This is a genomic window from Coprobacillus sp. AF33-1AC (assembly GCF_003475785.1).
Classification (GTDB): Bacteria; Bacillota_I; Bacilli_A; order Erysipelotrichales; family Coprobacillaceae; genus Faecalibacillus.
In genome coordinates this window covers 1-18,446 of record NZ_QRQB01000026.1, presented here as the reverse complement: position 1 = coordinate 18,446, position 18,446 = coordinate 1, and the positions used below count along the sequence as shown (strand labels likewise).

At 29.3% G+C, this 18,446-nt stretch carries 18 protein-coding genes; 2 read left to right on the top strand and 16 right to left on the bottom strand.

What is annotated here, in order from left to right; genetic code table 11:
* Positions 1-73: 73 nt before the first annotated feature.
* Together DWZ53_RS09380 and DWZ53_RS09375 are read right to left on the bottom strand one after the other, a co-directional pair.
* On the bottom strand, positions 74-937 hold the full coding sequence (locus DWZ53_RS09380; protein ID WP_158568240.1) for a YitT family protein: 864 nt from the start codon (positions 935-937) through the stop codon (positions 74-76).
* Positions 938-987: 50 nt separating this feature from the next.
* Complete coding sequence (locus tag DWZ53_RS09375) at positions 988-1,851, bottom strand: MurR/RpiR family transcriptional regulator (RefSeq protein WP_158568239.1); 864 nt, start codon at positions 1,849-1,851, stop codon at positions 988-990.
* Positions 1,852-1,956: 105 nt separating this feature from the next.
* Here DWZ53_RS09375 and DWZ53_RS09370 point away from each other — a divergent pair, with 105 nt between their 5' ends.
* Together DWZ53_RS09370 and DWZ53_RS09365 are read left to right on the top strand one after the other, a co-directional pair.
* Positions 1,957-2,346 carry a hypothetical protein gene (locus DWZ53_RS09370; RefSeq protein ID WP_118433816.1) on the top strand — a complete coding sequence of 130 codons (390 nt, stop codon included), beginning with the start codon at positions 1,957-1,959 and terminating at the stop codon, positions 2,344-2,346.
* 75 nt (positions 2,347-2,421) lie between these two features.
* Positions 2,422-3,756, top strand: a complete 1,335-nt coding sequence (locus tag DWZ53_RS09365; protein ID WP_118433814.1) for an aspartate kinase — start codon at positions 2,422-2,424, stop codon at positions 3,754-3,756.
* A 17-nt stretch (positions 3,757-3,773) separates the two neighbouring features.
* Here DWZ53_RS09365 and DWZ53_RS09360 read toward each other — a convergent pair whose 3' ends face one another.
* The 14 genes from DWZ53_RS09360 to DWZ53_RS09295 form a co-directional block, all read right to left on the bottom strand.
* A complete protein-coding gene (locus DWZ53_RS09360; protein WP_118433812.1) occupies positions 3,774-5,213 on the bottom strand; it encodes a glycoside hydrolase family 1 protein in 1,440 nt (479 codons plus the stop codon).
* Between the two features lie 113 nt (positions 5,214-5,326).
* On the bottom strand, positions 5,327-6,517 hold the full coding sequence (locus tag DWZ53_RS09355; protein ID WP_118433810.1) for an acetyl-CoA carboxylase biotin carboxylase subunit family protein: 1,191 nt from the start codon (positions 6,515-6,517) through the stop codon (positions 5,327-5,329).
* A 9-nt stretch (positions 6,518-6,526) separates the two neighbouring features.
* Entirely contained in the window at positions 6,527-7,261 is a 735-nt protein-coding gene (locus tag DWZ53_RS09350) for an esterase family protein (protein WP_118433808.1), read from the bottom strand.
* A gap of 54 nt (positions 7,262-7,315) precedes the next feature.
* Positions 7,316-8,365, bottom strand: coding sequence for a type IV pilus twitching motility protein PilT (locus DWZ53_RS09345; RefSeq protein ID WP_118433806.1), 1,050 nt, complete (start codon positions 8,363-8,365; stop codon positions 7,316-7,318).
* A gap of 11 nt (positions 8,366-8,376) precedes the next feature.
* Entirely contained in the window at positions 8,377-10,047 is a 1,671-nt protein-coding gene (locus DWZ53_RS09340) for a GspE/PulE family protein (RefSeq protein WP_118433804.1), read from the bottom strand.
* A gap of 21 nt (positions 10,048-10,068) precedes the next feature.
* Complete coding sequence (locus tag DWZ53_RS09335) at positions 10,069-11,457, bottom strand: prepilin-type N-terminal cleavage/methylation domain-containing protein (RefSeq protein ID WP_118433802.1); 1,389 nt, start codon at positions 11,455-11,457, stop codon at positions 10,069-10,071.
* Positions 11,458-11,474: 17 nt separating this feature from the next.
* Positions 11,475-12,389: a prepilin-type N-terminal cleavage/methylation domain-containing protein gene (locus DWZ53_RS09330; RefSeq protein ID WP_118433800.1), complete on the bottom strand. Its 915-nt coding sequence runs from the start codon at positions 12,387-12,389 to the stop codon at positions 11,475-11,477.
* Positions 12,390-12,400: 11 nt separating this feature from the next.
* Positions 12,401-13,429 carry a hypothetical protein gene (locus DWZ53_RS09325; protein WP_118433798.1) on the bottom strand — a complete coding sequence of 343 codons (1,029 nt, stop codon included), beginning with the start codon at positions 13,427-13,429 and terminating at the stop codon, positions 12,401-12,403.
* A 14-nt stretch (positions 13,430-13,443) separates the two neighbouring features.
* Complete coding sequence (locus DWZ53_RS09320) at positions 13,444-14,022, bottom strand: type II secretion system protein M (protein WP_118433796.1); 579 nt, start codon at positions 14,020-14,022, stop codon at positions 13,444-13,446.
* The gene (locus DWZ53_RS09315; RefSeq protein WP_118433794.1) at positions 14,009-14,680 is read right to left on the bottom strand and encodes a hypothetical protein; all 672 of its coding nucleotides are present in this window, start codon (positions 14,678-14,680) and stop codon (positions 14,009-14,011) included. Before DWZ53_RS09315 ends, DWZ53_RS09320 begins: the two co-directional genes overlap by 14 nt.
* 3 nt (positions 14,681-14,683) lie before the next feature.
* Complete coding sequence (gene pilM, locus DWZ53_RS09310) at positions 14,684-15,568, bottom strand: type IV pilus biogenesis protein PilM (protein WP_118433792.1); 885 nt, start codon at positions 15,566-15,568, stop codon at positions 14,684-14,686.
* A gap of 8 nt (positions 15,569-15,576) precedes the next feature.
* The gene (locus tag DWZ53_RS09305; RefSeq protein WP_118433790.1) at positions 15,577-16,770 is read right to left on the bottom strand and encodes a type II secretion system F family protein; all 1,194 of its coding nucleotides are present in this window, start codon (positions 16,768-16,770) and stop codon (positions 15,577-15,579) included.
* Between the two features lie 12 nt (positions 16,771-16,782).
* A complete protein-coding gene (locus tag DWZ53_RS09300) occupies positions 16,783-17,544 on the bottom strand; it encodes an A24 family peptidase (protein ID WP_118433788.1) in 762 nt (253 codons plus the stop codon).
* Positions 17,545-17,637: 93 nt separating this feature from the next.
* Positions 17,638-18,312, bottom strand: coding sequence for a Pr6Pr family membrane protein (locus DWZ53_RS09295; RefSeq protein WP_199589182.1), 675 nt, complete (start codon positions 18,310-18,312; stop codon positions 17,638-17,640).
* Positions 18,313-18,446 lie beyond the last annotated feature (134 nt).

Below are 18,446 nucleotides of genomic sequence, written 5' to 3'. Positions count from 1 at the left end.
AATATTTTGAATTGTCATTATTTATTTAATTTTGTCCATATAATCATAAAAAAGCAAAAGTTTAACCTTTTGCTTAAGAAATATTTGTTTTTAAATACTCACGGTCTAAAGTAAATCCTTTACCTCTTACTTCACTAATGGGACTAATAGTCACAAAGGCATGATCATCAATTTTATTAATTGTTTCTTTAGCACTAGCAATTTTACGAGGAGGTATAACACACAAGACAGCTTTACTATCTTCTTTAGTAAATCCTGTTTCCATTTTAATTAAAGAAACACCGTAATCTAATTCATGAATAAAAGCTTCTCTAATTTGTTCATACTTTTTACTAATGACTAATAATTGCATATTATTTTCACCTAGAATAAGAACTTTATTAATAGCGTATGACATAATGACAGTTGATAAAATACCATACAATAATTGAATTGGTGGATAAACAACAATTAAAGCAACAATAATCAATCCATCACATAAGTTAACCATGGCACTGACATTAAAACCGAATTTCTTATGTAAAATAATAGGTGGAATATCCATTCCTCCTGTACTGGCACCCGCTCTAATAACAAGACCAATCCCTATTCCTGATAAAGCACCACCAAATATTGTCGACAATAAAATATCATTACTAATAGTTTGGATATAAGGAATACTTTGAATGATTTCTAAAAAGACCGGATAGACAAAAGTCGAAACAAGTGTTGTTAAGGCAAAAGTTTTTCCTAATGCAAAATAACCAACAACAAATAAAGTAACATTGACAATCATTACAGTATAAGATATTGGTAAATTAAATAACGCTTTCCCTATTAATCCTAAACCGGTTGTTCCTCCAACAACAATATTTAAAGGTAGCGTGAAACACGCTACAGCAAAAGCTAAAATTAAATTTCCTAATAAAATCATCATCATGATTTTTGTATTTTTCATTTCCATCACCTTGCTTATCCTAACATTGTTTTTAAATGAAAACAATGTTTTTATTCATCCATTATTTCATTTCTTCTTTGATCATATTCTTTTTGTAAATCAATCTTTTGATTAATGTATTGTTGGTAGTGTTTTTGAAATAATAATGAATAGATTAAATCTAATAAATAATCACTGCTTATTTTAGAAGAATAAGCTGCAATTTTATCAATAACATTTTCTTTAGAACATAATGTTAAACAATAATCTGCATTCTTTCTTAAATAACTATCATTCATTGATGTTAAAGCAATAACTTTTCCCTTTTTTTCTTTAATAATTTTAACAATCTTTTTCATTTCATCAGACTTACCGGAATAAGAAATTACTAAAGCTACAGTATGTTCATTAGAATATAAAGCTCTTTGGTTTTGTTCAGTAGGAATATGTTTTAAACTGACTAATTGGTTGATGTATGTCATTTTATGTTCAAACATCAATGCTGATAAATAAGAATCTCCCCATGCATACAAGTCAAGAATTGGACTTTGATCAATTAACTCAACAATTTGCATAAGTTGTTCTTGAACAATTAATGCTTTTGTTCCAGCAATTGTTTTTAAATATAAATCATTGATTTTTTGACTTACTTCATCAATCGTATCTTCCTGTAAAAAAGGACGATTAAAATCAACCTGTTCCTTATTATGGGATTGTATTTCTCCCACAAAATGGACTTGAAAATCACGATAACTGGCTTCTCCTAATTTACGACATAAACGACTAATGGTTGCTGGAGAAGTATAGGTTGATTTAGCTAAATCAGATATTTTCATTTCAACTACTGATGATTTATTTTCTAATATGTAGTTAGCGATATCTTTTTCACTTAAACTAAAATCTATTTGATATTCTAATTTTGTTAGTAAACTCATTGTCTTCACCCAATATCTATTATATACATGGTCCATTCATTTTATCAAAGAATAATTGACATGAGTATATATTTGTCCTACATTGAATAAAAAAGGAGTTAAGAGATGAAAATATTCATAAATCAAAAATTAATTGATGACTATGGGTTATCTTATTTTGTTCATTTAGATATCAATGATTTTTTTAGTGATATTGCTTATGAAAACAGTGTTAATATTGATGAGCGTATTTATATAGAAAGAGATATCACTCCTGATGTTTATATCATTGATGAAGAAAATGAAGATAACCAGCGTTATATTAATATAAATTGGGTATATCTTTTGTATTATAGTCAGTATTTTAATATGAAAGAAATATGTAAACTTGCTGGTATCAGTTACAGTACTTATCATAATTGGAAAAGTGAACTGCACTATTTATCTGAAACAAAAGTATGTTTATTGTTAAAAACAATGAAAGAATTAACCAAACAAATTCATATAATCGAATAATAAAATAGAAATTATATTGAAGAAATAAGAAAAAAATGTTATTTTATTATCAATTATATATAGGGAGGACAAAAGATGGTCAAAGTTGTAAAATTTGGTGGTTCATCTTTAGCTGATGCAACGCAGTTTAAAAAAGTAGCTGATATTATCCATAGTGATCCAGAACGTCGTTATGTTGTTCCATCAGCACCGGGGAAACGTTTTAAAGATGATATTAAAGTCACTGATTTGTTGTATAAAGCATATTATGCAAAAAGTGGAAAAGAGTTTGGAAAAACTTTTGAGACAATTAGACAAAGATATCAAGATATTATTGATGAATTAAATTTAAAATTAGATTTAAGCGAAGAATTTGATAAAATTAAAAAAGCATTTAAGGATCAAGTGAGTATTGAATATGCTGCGAGTCGTGGTGAATATTTAAACGGTATTGTCCTAGCAAATTATTTAGGATTTGAATTTATTGATCCTGCTACCGTTATCTTTATTGATGAACATGGTAACTATGATGCTGAAATGACAGATCCTAAATTATCTGAAAAATTAGCTTCTGTAGAAAATGCTGTTATTCCAGGTTTCTATGGTGCTAAAAATGACGGAAGCAATGAAATTAAGACCTTCTCACGTGGGGGAAGTGATGTAACAGGTTCAATCGTTGCGAAAAATGGAAATGTAAGTTTATATGAAAACTGGACTGATGTTTCAGGATGTTTAATTGCTGATCCACGCATTGTTGATAATCCTGATGTCATTGGAACGATTACTTATAAAGAATTACGTGAATTATCTTATATGGGAGCAAGTGTTTTACATGAAAATTCAATTTTCCCAGTAAGAAGTCAAGGAATTCCAATTGTTATTAAAAATACTAATAAGCCTGAAGATGCTGGTACTTTAATTGTTGAAAGCACTTGTCATAAACCAGATCATGTTATTACTGGTATTGCTGGTAAAAAAGGATTTGCTACAATCATGATTGAAAAAGATATGATGAATAGTGAAATTGGTTTTGGTAGAAAGGTATTACAAGTATTAGAAGATAATCAGTTATCTTTTGAACATACACCTTCAGGTATTGATACAATGACTATTGTTGTTGAAACCAAAGCTTTTATTGATAAGGAACAACAAATTTTAGCAGGTATTCATCGTGCTGTTGAACCAGATTCAATTGAATTAGAATCTGATTTAGCTTTAATTGCTATTGTTGGTAGAGGCATGAGAGATGGTCGTGGTACGGCTGCTAAAGTCTTTACTGCATTAGCTCAAAAGAATATTAATATTAAAATGATTGATCAAGGATCTTCTGAATTAAATATTATTGTTGGCGTTAAAAATATTCACTTTGAAGAAGCAATTAGAGCAATCTATGATATGTTTATCACAAATGAAAAAAAGAATGACCGTTAATATTAACGGTCATTTTTTTATAACTCTTCGCCATTTGTTTTAATAACATTTTGATACCAATAGAATGATTCTTTTCTTCTTCTAGAAAAATCTCCAGTACCATCATCATATCTTTCAACAAAGATAAATCCATAACGTTTAGCCATTTCTCCTGTAGAAGCAGAAACTAAGTCAATACATCCCCAAGGTGTATATCCTCTTAAATCAACTCCATCTAATACAGCTTCATGCATTTGTTCAATATGACTTCTTAAATAATCAATACGATAATCATCTCTTACTTTTCCATCTTCATCAATTTTATCATAAGCACCTAAACCATTTTCTACGACAAAGATTGGTAATTGATAACGATCATATATTTCATTTAATGAATATCTTAAACCTTCTGGATCTATTTGCCATCCCCAGTCTGATGCTTTTAAATAAGGGTTAGGTACTCCACCTAAAATATTCCCTTTTCCTGCTTTTTGTTTTTCAGGATCAGCAGTTTGACAATTTGACATGTAGTAAGAACATGTATAGAAATCAACTGGTCCACTTGCTAGAATTTCTTCGTCTCCTGGTTCCATTTTAATTTCAATATGATTTTCTTTAAAGTAACGTTTTATATAATTTGGATATTTTCCTCGACATTGTACATCACTGCAAAACCAGTTCATTAAATGATTTTTTTGTTGATTTTCAATTTGATCTGCTGGATTACATGTTAACCCATAGCTTGTTGCCATGATTTGCATACATCCTACTTGATAATTTGGATCTATTTCATGCGCCATTTTTACAGCCAAAGCACTTGCTAGAAATTGATGGTGTAATCCTTGGAAACGATTATTTGGAATATCCACTTGATCCATAAATTCCATTTCTTTAATTTCATTTAAGATTCCTTGTCCTAAAAAAGCACCCATCGCTGTTGTAGCACTATTAATTTCATTAAATGTAAGCCAATATTTTACTTTTCCTTTATAACGAGTAAAAATAGCTTTACAGAAATTTAAATAACAGTCAATCATGCGACGATCAGTCCATGCATTCCATTTTTTAGTTAAGTTAAAAGGAACTTCATAGTGTGAAATTGTAATTAAAGGTTCAATATTATATTTTAAGCATTCATCAATTAATTCTTCATAAAATTTTAAGCCTGCTTCATTAGGTTGATCTTCATCACCATTTGGAAAGATTCGTGTCCAAGCAATTGAAAAACGATACATTTTAAATCCCATTTCAGCAAATAATGCAATATCTTCTTTAAAACGATGATAATGATCAATCGCATCATGGCTTGGATAGAATGTTCCTTCTTCTAATACTGGTGTAATTCTTTTTGATTTTGTAGCTGTACCTCCAGTACAAATATCAGGACAAGAAATACCTTTTCCTCCTTCTTGCCATCCACCTTCTAATTGGTTAGCAGCTGTAGCACCACCCCAATAAAATCCTTTTGGAAAACTCATGTTTATATTCCTCCTTTTTCTTTCATCTTTATTTTACTGATTCATTGATATTTGTCATTTGATTTTCATTTTTTGAAAGATATGAAAAGAACCTCTTTTAAAGAGGCTCTTAACTATTTCTTTTCTCTAATGAATTGAATCATTTCTTTAATTTCTTTTTCTGTTTTGGCTTTTAATAAATAAACATGATTACCCATAGCTTCACTTAAAGCTTCTGGTACAGGTTCATATGTAATGATTTGTTCACCATATTTCATCTTGATTTGTTGATTATGATGTACGTAAGAAACGTGATCTCTTAATCCTACATAACCAATACAATACTTTTGTTTTAATTCTTCTTGATAACTATCATTTACTATCATTTGGGCATAAATATCATAAACATTACAATCATAAGCATAATTCATCATATCGGGAATATAAGCTCCTGGCGCACGCATATTCACTTCTAAACCAACTAAATCACCTTTTTTACCTAATCCTGCTTTGTCTTTTTCTAATCTAAAGAATTCAAAGTGGAAGAATTTTTGAGTTGTATCAAAAGCTTCAACGACCTTTTTACCAATAGTTTCAATATCACTGCCTTTTACCATTTGACTATAAAATCCCATATCACAATGATGATTAACTGAATCCATAATAGAATCAAGTAATACATGACTTGTACAAACTAAAATATTTTTATGACTATCAGTGATACCATCAAAAGTTTCTACATGCCCATAAACAAATTCTTCTGCAATATAACTTACTCCTTTAGTTTTATTTTTTAAGAATTTTAAAACTTCTTTTTTGTTTGATAATTTATGGGTATCACTTGCTCCTACGCCATTATCAGGTTTAACAACAACAGGATAACCTACTTCTTCTACAAAATCATATAAATCTTGTTGTTTTTTTATAAGTTGGTATCTTGCAGTAGGAATACCCGCTTTTTTATAAACAGATTTCATTTTTGATTTGTATTTCATTGCTTTTAACTCTTTTGGTCTTGTCCCACTGGCAATATTAAAATCTAATCTTAGCTGTGCTTCCATTTCTAACCAATATTCATTTTGTGAATCAATATAATCAATTCTGCCATATTTACCAATAAAGAAACCTACTGCACGGTATACTTCATCATAATTTTCTAAACTATTAACGCGATAGTATTCTACTAAGATACTCTTTGTTTCAGGATGCAAACTATCATAAGGTGCATCACCAATACCTAATACATGAATTCCTTTACTTCTTAATGACTTACAAAACTGCCAATAATATTCAGGAAAATTAGGTGATATAAAAATATAATTCATAAAAACCTCCTATAAAATATGTTCAACAAAATAAGGGAATTGTTTTTGCCACCATACCCAGTCATGATTAACATCTTTTCCCCAATAATCAATCCATGCTGGTACATTCAATCTGGCAAAAGTTTCTTGCATTAAATGTGTTGATTTCATCATTTCATCTTCCCATGCTCCTTGTCCACTACATAAAATCATTTTTCTATCTTGATAGATTTTAATATAAGGATGATCATGAGACATGCCATTTAAATACTTTAAAGGAGCATTATTATAAATATTTTCATCAATATAATTTCCAAAGAATAAATCACTATCATAATAACCGCTTAAAGCAATGGATCCTTTAAATAAATCCGGTCTTCTAAGCATGATATTTAAAGCATGTAAAGCCCCTAAAGAACATCCTGTAGTCATAATAAGTGATGTTTTATTCATATTATGAATAAAAGGAACAACTTCATCTACAATGTAATAATAAAATTGTTCAAGCATATAACTACGATGACTAGGATCTCCTGTTTCATCAGAATAAGTTTCTTCATCAATACTATCTACACAAAATAATTGTATTTGTCCTTGTTCTATCTTATCTTTTACACTTTCTACCATACCAAAGTTTTCAAAATCAAAGTAACGTCCATTTTGAGCAGGAAAGACAATAAATGGTTGTCCTTGCGTTCCATATACCTTCATTTCCATATCTCTTAATAAACACTCACTGTATTCTTTATAATATACTACTTCCATGACTCTCTTCCCCCTTTCTATTATTTTAACATAAAAATAGGCTTATCAATAAGCCTATTGTAAATATTGTCTTAATTCACCTACATCAAGTGAATATTCTTCAGCAATAATTTGATTTACTTGTCCTGATTTAATTAACTGTGCTAAAGAACCATTTAATGAAATCATACCTTCATTCTTTCCAGTTTGAATCATAGAATCAATTTGATGTCCTTTATTTTCTCTAATTAAATTCTTGATAGCATCTGTTGCCACCATGACTTCTAAAGCAGCTACACGTCCTTCACCACTTTGTAAAGGTAATAACTGTTGGGTAATAACAGCTTGTAAAACACTCGCTAATTGAGTACGGACTTGTTCTTGTTTATGAGTAGGAAAGACATCAATAATACGATCAATTGTTTTTGGTGCTCCTACCGTATGTAAAGTACTAAAGACAAGATGTCCTGTTTCCGCCAAAGTAATAACAGCTTGTATTGTTTCATAATCACGCATTTCACCAACTAAAATAATATCTGGGTCTTCACGCATTGCACTTTTTAGGGCAGTATCAAAAGAATCAACATCTTCATAAACTTCTCTTTGATGAATTAAAGCTTGTTTTTGTTGGTAAACATATTCTATTGGATCTTCAATTGTAAGAATATGACAATTCTTGATTGATGAAACAAAGTCGATCATAGCAGCAAGTGTTGTTGATTTACCACTTCCTGTTGGTCCTGTTACTAAAATAAGACCTCGAGGTAATAACGATAATTTATGTAATACATCAGGTAAATGAAGTTCTTCTAATGAACGAATATGATCATCAATAACACGAATGGCTGCTGTTACATTTCCTCTTTGAAAGTAGATATTAACACGATAACGATCACTACCATCAGTATAAACAAAATCAGCGTCTTCATGATTTTGTACTAACTTTAAAATGCGATCATGACATAATGATAAAATCATTTTTTCGATTGTTTGATCATCATATGATTGATCATATGATTTTAATTGACCATCTTTTCTTAAAACAATCCCTGTTTTAACACCAATATGCACATCACTACATTTTCTTTGTCTAGCATATTGTAATACTTCATTTATATTTGCCATAATGATCTCCTTTAATCAATGTAACAAGTAATTTTATTTAATTCATCTACTGTTGTTACACCATCTTTAACTAATTGTACAGCTTGATCTTTTAATGTTTCTACATGTTGTTCATCTTTTAAATAATCCATAATGGTATCTATATCTTCTTTATTAGCAATCATCTTTCTTACATGACTATCAACCATGATAATTTCATGAATCGCAATTCTGCCTTTATATCCCGTATTATTGCAATGTGGACACCCTGTACCCTTAGTAATATATTTAATGTCTTCACCTACTGCGATTTTATCTGTAACGGTTGCTTCTACTTGTCTTTTGCAATGAGGACAAACAACACGCATTAAACGTTGAGCTACTAAACCAACTAAAGAGTTTGCTACCATGTATGGTTCAATTCCCATTTCCTCTAAACGAACAATTGAACTAATGGCATCATTTGTATGTAATGTACTGACTACTAAGTGACCTGTAATTGCCGCTCTTACTGAAATTTCAGCTGTTTCTTTATCACGGGTTTCTCCAACCATGATAATATCTGGGTCTTGTCGCATTAAAGCTCTTAATCCTGATTCAAATGTTAAGCCTGACATTTGATTAACTTGCATTTGATTAATTCTTGATAATCTTTTTTCTACAGGATCTTCAATAGTTGAAATATTAACTTGACCTTTAGCTAATTCTTCTAGAATCATATAAAGGGTTGTTGTTTTCCCACTTCCAGTTGGACCCGTAACATAAATGATACCATGAGGCATCGCCATCATTTGTTTCATTTTATCATAGTTATCTTGAGTCATCCCAAAAGTGCTTAAACGCGAAATTGTTGTATTTGAATTTAAATAACGCATCACTATTTTTTCACCAAAAATAGTTGGAATAACAGATACACGAATATTCATTTCAATGCCATTAATCTTACCAATAAAGTGACCATCTTGAGGATTTCTCTTTTCAGCAATATCCATATTAGATAATATTTTAATTCTTACAGTTAAAGCTGCTTGAATATTTTTATTTAAATCTAAATAATCAACCAACATCCCATCAATACGCATTCTTACATGTACATTATCTTCAAAAGGTTCAATATGAATATCTGATGCACTATTATTATATCCTCTTAATAATAAAGAGTTTAATAACTTAACAACCGGTGTATCATCTTCTTGAGCATCAAATAAATCTAAATCATCTTCCTCTTCTACAGGTTGATCATCTAAGTTATCAATCAAATCTAAAGTATCTACATCACTATAATACTTTTCAATCGCAATTTGAATTTCTTCTTTTGTCGCTAAAGAAACTGATAAATGACATCCAGCAACAAGTCGAACATCTTCTAACCCATAGAAATTTAAAGGATCACTTGTCGCTACAGTTAAGTTATCTCCTTCAATAGCATAAGCAATGACATTATATTTTTGTGCCATTGCCTTAGGAATTCTCTTTGTTGCATTAATATCAAATTCAATAGCATCTAGTGATACTAAAGGCTCTGCTAGTTTATCAGATAATGCTTCTAACATTTGTCTTTCACTAACAAACCCTAAATCTATTAAATGTTCTCCTAATCTTTTACTTCTATCTTTCTTTTGAGCAGCTAATGCTGTTTGTAACTGTTCTTCATTTATATATCCGTATTCCTTTAATACTTCACCTATTGGTAAACTTTTCATATGTTAACCTCCATTTTTGATTTAATATACTGCATCCCAATAATGCATATTATATATGTCATTATCTAAACTACCTGATGTTTGAAATATATTAACATTAGCTTTTAAAGCCGCTTGTTTTGCAATAGAATAAACAATATCATTTTGTAAATATGTACTTCTTTGATCATAATTGTTTTCTACTCTAATCCATCCACTACTTATAACACCAGGAACTCCGGGTTTTTCAATGCAAGCATACCAAAGTTCATAAAAATCTTCATCATTCAAACTCTTCATCTTTATGAAACTTCCTTTTTTGTAATATTTATCTGAACTATATTCATCATAATCATCTTTTTTACTATCCTGTAAGGTAGAATTATATTTAGCATCAGACATATAATTTTTTACAATGTTAGTTTTCATTGTTTTACTAGGATACTTTGTATAAGTATTCTTTTTTACCTCATCAACGACGTCTTTATTGTCGATTCTTCCCAAACATTCCCATTGTTTATAAGAAGTATAATCAGGTGTATGTCCTGTCGAATATATTTTGTCACTTATCATTTTATAATAATAATTATTATAAATAACAATATCTCCATATTCATATGTGCTACCAATATCAAAATTTCTATCTAGCTTTTTCCAACAGGCCCCACCTTCATCGCCAGGCTTCACTGTTCCATTAGCCCATTCAGAAATGTATTGCCACCATGACCCATTATACCAAACAATATCATATCGATCATAAAGTTGATTTTGTTTATAAACTCCTTGATAATTTGTAGAATCAATATTTTTAACAATATCTGCAACTGTACCATCACCTGTAGTATCTTTGTTATCATCATTATTATCATCCATAACAGTATCATCTACGATATAATATAATTTATGAGTACTATCATTTAATGTTGTTTTATCCGATATATTTTGAAAAAAATTAGTAGCAGATGAACCAGTGCTAATATTAAAATTAACTAATTCATAAGTTTTTGATGTCTTGTAAACATCCTTATCTTCACCTTTTTGAAAACTTACCGTCATATCCAAACGATAACCATTTTGCTTAAATCCTCTTACAACTATCTTTAATTTACGTTTGTTAACATAATAATCATCATTAAAAACTTGTTTGCTATCACGATATAACTTATCTTCTTTCACATGAATCACATGCCAAGAACGGTCATCTGGTTTAGTGTTTGATACTCTAACTTCTGTCGCATATGTTATTTCATCACTAATATAATCCATAATTCCATCAGTAGCTTGTTTATCAAGTGACGTTTTAGTAGATGTATCAAAATATCCTAAAGAGTTGACTAAGATTCCACCAGTTATCACCATAGTTAATGAGGCAATAACTAAAACAATAACAATTTCAACTAATGTCATCCCTTTATTATTTATTTTCTTCATTTCTTAGTCACCTCCTTTTATCTTTTTGTTGTTTCAATTCTATGCCAAGAAGAATCATTCTTTATCTTATTATAAAATTCTGAATATGTACCAGTAATTTCAGATGTATTTACTCCATTTTTAGGAACCCACCATACATCTACATCTTCATTTGAAGAATTATTATCATAAAGTGCATAAATTTTATTTGGTCGATCTCCCTCTTTTGCTTTATCACCAAGTAATATGAAAACATCTTTATATTTTTCACCATCGAAAAAATCATAGTAATCAGTATTTTTATTCATAAATAAACAAGGAGTTACATAAGTGTACTTATTTTTATCAAATTGAGGATTAATTGATGCTATTTCATCACCTAGTGCATTAATTTTTATATTAGGATACACCAATGAATACAATTTAGGTAAATTTGTAATAATATCATTTACTTCTACATTAATATTTTTTTCTTCTTTTAGCCACTTGTTTATATATTTTTTTACATCTGAACTATTCATTTGCGAAGTTGCCTTTACTTTTTCTTTTAAATAATTATGAATTTGAGTCATCATATCACAATAATTTTTATAAACATTTCTAGCTTTTTGAGTATCATCACTATTATCTATTTCAAACGAAGATAATGTCACTCCACTATCAGTTTTACTTTTTGCTTTTTTGTAAATTCCATCAACTGTAATCGGACTTTGACCTTGTTGTAAAGTAATCGAATATGTAGCATCTATAGGATTAACATCAATATTCGTATCTTTTTGTGATTCATTAATTAATGCTGTTTCTTCATTATTAGTATTGTTTTTATATTGTTCAGAATCACTGAATACCCTAAAAGCTGTAACAAATCCAGTCACCATAATAATAGAAGCCGTACTTAGAATAAGAAGAGCGATAATTGTTTCAATAAGTGTCATACCTTTATTGTTTTTCATATACTTTCCCCCTATTCTAGTTCTTTCCAATCCACTGTATTAATTAAATTATTTAGATTAGTTTTTCCTTCTTGTATTTGCCATAAATAACCTGTATTGTTATTTTTTCTCACATATATTTTGTCGTTGTAAAATATAATTGAAAAATTATCTTTTTGATTGCTTTGCGAATTATCATTACCTAAAATACAATACTCACCATTTGTATTTTTAATAATAAGAAAATGTAAATATATAGTATCAGAAATTGAAGGATTGATTTTCTTTGCTTTTTGAACAATCGAATCATCTAATTTCTCAGTCTCAGATGAATTATATAATTTTGAGTAAATATCATTATATTGATCATTATATGGATTATTCACATCAAAATAGACATTGCTAGTATAAATTGGAACATTTTGTTTTACACACTCTTGATTAATCCACTGAGTAAAACTAGTTTGGTTTTGGTTACATATTTTGTAAAAAGCATTAATGAAATTATCAAATTTTGTTTTCATCTTTTCGACAGTATCAGCTGTTACTGAAGTGCTTCCACTATCTCCACCAGTGTTACCTCCTGTGTTATCATCAGTATTTCCACCTGTAGAATCACTTACTTTAATGCTACGATTACCATTCGTATCATATTGGATAGCTTTCCAAACACCTTTTGACTGAGTAATATAAGCATATACAGTATAACTTTGTTCACTATATGTGGCTTTAAGTGTTGCGATAACAAGGTTCTTTTTCTTTCTTGTTACTTTAATATCACTAATTGTTCCAAATGGTTGATCAAGTTCCATCTTGTAGATATTTGTTACTCCGTTTACCTCCGAAGGGATAATTTGATCATTTTGATCACCTTTTTCAATAACAGAAGCTAATGATTTAATAGCTGAATTAGCTATTAATTCAGCTTGAGTTTGATTGTGATTTTTAATTGATTGATTGTAGTGAACATAAGCTAAAGATAAAGAGGCTCCGACAATGACCATTAAAAGCATAATTAAGGTTACTGCCCATACAATTGTTGAACCCTTTTTATTATTCATTGTCTTCACCCCTTTTATTTTTCAATCATATACACTGTATAAGAAATATGAAATTCATATGTACCTGTACCTTGTTCAAAGGATGTAGATGTCACTTGCATACTTTCGTTAGCACGTACATCATCTAATAAACTATTTAATTGATCAAGAGTCCCTGTACATGTTTGTTGAATTGCAGATGTATATACAGTTGTTGAGTTACTGTTTTTAGAATATTTAGTTAATTTTGTTTTTGTAATATCACCTATAGTTAAATCTTTAGGCACAAGTTTGTATTGTTGCGCTAAACCAGTTACAAGTTTATCTAAATCTTCTTTTCCTAAGACTTCATATAACCCTTGTTTTGATGTTTCGATTTCTTTGGTTACACTATTAATTTGTGATGTTAAATCACTACTACTAGGAACTATACTATTGGCTTGTATTTGAGTTTCTAGTAATTGTTTTTGAGAAGATAATTCTTGATGTTTTGTAAGTTGTGGTTGTAGTAATAAAAACCAGCCAATACAAATAATAATTAAAATAATCATGATATAGATTAAGATCTTTTCTCTTTTAGAAAGACTTTGAATTGATTTTTTAATTTTGTCCATTTGTCTTTCCTCCTTGTAATACACAAGTAATTGTTGATGAATAAACAATAGGTGTTTGGGTCGTTGTTGTTTGGGTTGTCACTTCGCCTGTTATAGGATCAGTCACATTTTGAGTTTGTTCACTTACGCCACCACTTTGACTATATCCTGTGTAGTTTACATCATCAAAAAGACCTGTTTCTTTTAGTTGTCTTACAGCATTTTGACAACCGTCTACACGATTAGATTCTACTGATAAAACGATATTTCCATTTTCTTGAGTAAAGGATACTGATTTAATTGTAAAATCTTTACTTACTGATTGTATTTGATCTAGCATTTGTTTTGTAATTTGAGGATAACTACTTAAATTATCAGAAATAGCTTGGCTTGTTTTTAATTCTTTTTGTAGATTAGCAAGCGTAGTTTCTTTTTCAGTATCTGTTTGTTTAGCATTTTGGACAATCAATGCTTGTAGTTTATCATTTAAACTATCTACATCTTTTTGCATTGAATGATTGTTTAATGCAAAGTAACCCGTACTTCCTGCAAATAAAACAACTAAAACAATAGGTAGTATCCATGGTTTTATTTTTTCAAAGTTAATTGTATTTGTTGATTCTTTAGCGTAATAAACACTTAAAAAATCGATATCTCTTCCTCTATTTTTACCTTTCATCTCTTATCTCCTCCATAAACTTCCAACTGCTAAGAATTTATGAGCTAGAAAATCATTATTTGAATCCGATGTGCAGTTAGGACATTCAAAACGTGTTGTTTTCATTGATAAATTTGAACTAATTGTTGAAAACAATAGGTCTTCTTCAAATTTATCTAATCCTGCAAAGTATATATGAGTAATATTATCGTCTTTATAGTTACTTCTAGCAAATTGTAATAGTTTTGTTAAACTATTAGATACTTCTGTAATAAAGGCAACACTTCCTCGATCAGAGAAGATACGACATCTATTGGTAATGACATATTGTCCTTTAATAAACATATAATGGTTAACATCTTGACCATTGATCATAGATAAAATATAAGATTGATTACTTAATAATGGCATCGATGCTGTAAGTTTGATAATTGAATTAGTAAGAATATCAATGGTTTCTAATTCTATATTTTCTTCTTTGAATAATTGAATATAAGGTTCAATGAATGATCTTTCTAAGGCTGCACATAAAACTAATTGACCTTCTTTGCCTTCAATAGAATCTGCGATAACAGTATAATGATAAATTAAATCTTCATGTTGTCCAACAACATCAACAAATTCATCTTTAACTAATTTTTGCATTTCCCTTGCTGATACTTTAGGCATTTGTTGGCATTTAACTAAAATTTGTCCACTATCAATAACTAATCTTGTTTTATCTATATAATGCTCTTTTACATGTTCTAATGCTTCTTTTATTGGACGGTCGTCCATGATAACACCATCTAACATTGTTCCTTCTTTGAATTGATAATCTTGGAAATAATGAACCTTAATGTTATTGTGTTTTACTTCACCTTGTATTACTTGTAACCCACTGGTTGATAAAAAGATAACTGTTTCCATAATGCCTCCTACATATTTCCAACATTGTTATACAATGTATAGATTGGTAATAATACTGAAATAATGATTAAACAAATCACAACAGCTAAGATAATAATCATAATTGGTTGAATTAAAGTGACCATTCTTTCACTAGCTTGTTCTGCATCAAAGTCAAAATCATCAGCAAGACTCGTAAGCATGGTTTCTAAGCGCCCACTTTCTTCACCTACATAAATACTACTATTAAGTTTGATATCAAAGCCATCAACATCTTTTAATGATTGAGACAGTGATTCACCATTTCTAATCTTTTTAATCACTTCATCAAATTGTGATTCAATATAAGTATTACCTATTGTTGACTTAGCAATATTTAATGCATTAACAATAGACATCCCACTTGTATATAAAGAACATAAAGTTCTAGCAAAACGACTTGTATAAATCGTTACCATTAGGTTGCCAAACTTAGGAATATGAACTTTCATTTTATCTACTTCTAAACGTATTTTAGGTACTCTTAATAAAGCCAAAAATAACGCTACTAGAAGAATAAATCCCAGTATCACAAGATACCAATATCCTTGTAGAAACTTACTAATACCAATGTTAATTTTCGTAATTAAAGGTAAATCTACATTAACAAAGATATCAAAGAATGATGGTAAAACACCTAAATAAACAATAAGCAATACTGCTATTGTTACAACAATTAAAATAATAGGATACATCATTGCAGACTTTGTCTTTCCTCTAATACGATGATCTTTTGTATATTGATTAGACATAATTAAAGCTGTTTTATCCATTTGCCCACTAGCTTCACCAGCTCTAAACATTTGTATCATTAGCGGTGGAAACGCCACTCCTTGTGTTTCCATCGCTGCTGAAAGAGTAAAACCTTGTTGTAGTTTTACATAAATATTTTCATAAATCTTTTTTATTTTAGGATTATCTTCTCTTCGACACATAATAGAAAAAGTACGAATTAAAGATAAACCTGATCCTAGCATTGTTCCTACTTCTCTTGAAAACTCTGCTAATTCATTATATTTTAACTTATATTTATTGATGCTTTGTTTAGTGATATCTTGGCAATCAATTAAAAATAAGCCTTGATCTTTTAGTTTTCTTATTAATTCTTGTTCATCTTCAGCTTCTAATGTTCCTTTTACTTTTTTAGAACTCATATCTTTAGAAACATATTTAAAAGTTGCCATTGTTCTACTCCTTTACATTAATAAATTGATATACCAAGAAACAATCTCTGGTCCATACACTAACGCTATAAAAATTCCTAACGATAAATAAGGTCCAAAAGCAATATGAGCTTTTTTACTTACTTTCTTTGTTAGAATTAAATAAATACAATAGATACCTGCTACTAAAATACCAATAAAGGCAGCAAGTAAACTATATTTCATCCCTAACGCAATCCCAGAAGCAAACATTAACTTTACATCTCCACCACCAAAACAATCAGGAATGAGTAAAATTAATATAAACATAGGTACGGCAATACATAGCATTCCTAATACTGCATCAAATACAGTTAAATTTCTTACAATACATAAAACAAAACAAACAATAAACAACACTATATTTAATCCATCAGGAATGATCATTGTATCATGATCAATTAATGTAATCGCAAGTAAAATCATACTCACAACAAATAATAATACTGTTTCTATAGAAAACTGATATCTATAAAAACAAAAAACACTTACCAATCCACCAAATAACTCAACAAAGAACCCTCTCATCGGTATCTTTGCCTTACAATACCTACACTTACCTCTTAATAAAACATAACTTAAAATGGGTATTAAATCATACCATTTCAACGTATGTCCACATGATTCACAATGACTTCTTCCATGAACGAAGTCTTCATGACGGGGTACGCGATCGACGATGACATTCATAAAGCTTGCTACACATGTTCCAATAATAAAGCAATAAATGTAGCATAATATGATTATTGAATTCATACAATCCCCCTAATTTTACAGGTTATATTATACCATTTATGTCCACAATTGAAAACAATACTCCCCTTTTATCAACAAAAAAATACTATTTTATCAATATAAAATAGTATTTTTACGTCTTATCTTTAAAAATAAACTTCCTAAACCAATAAAGATCACTAATAAAATAATAATCATATAAAAAGTTCCAATTCCTAAAGTCGTATGTCCTAACAAACTTAAATCAAAACCAAACCATCCCGTCTTAGCTCCATAATTTAAAAAATTATAAGGAGCTAACATTGTTTGATCCCATCTCATATAAAAGCATTGTCCTAAAACAATCACATAGCCCACATAAATAAGTGGTGGAACCACTGCATAAAATACATGCTTTTCCTTAGCGTCATAATCATAACTATACATAATAAAATCAATAATCGACAGTACTGGTGTAATGAAGTGTACACATAAACTTCCAGCCCCATTATGCAAATATGCTCCCATAAATCCATGAGAATTTGTAGGCGCCAATAAAAACATATAAACTAAAAAAGTTAATGTAATAGATATTGTAGCCATAAACTTTATAATGTGCATTCCCTGAGGTCTATATTTTACCCCTTGAATATCATAAATTAAAAAGATAACCAACATGACATCAATAAAGATGTTAGATAAATTAGTAAAATATGTAAAAAACATCAAACTATCAAAGGATCTTATCATTCCATAAATGGATGCAATAATCGCAATTACCTTTATTATCATAGAACTTCTATTTTTCATTTTCATCACCTATGCCAATATATCATAATATACTTTGAACTTCAAGATATTGTGATATAAAGAAATACCACCGAAGTGGTATTACTTAAGAGTATTTAAAATAATCTGATATTTTAGTTTTAAACAAAAATAGT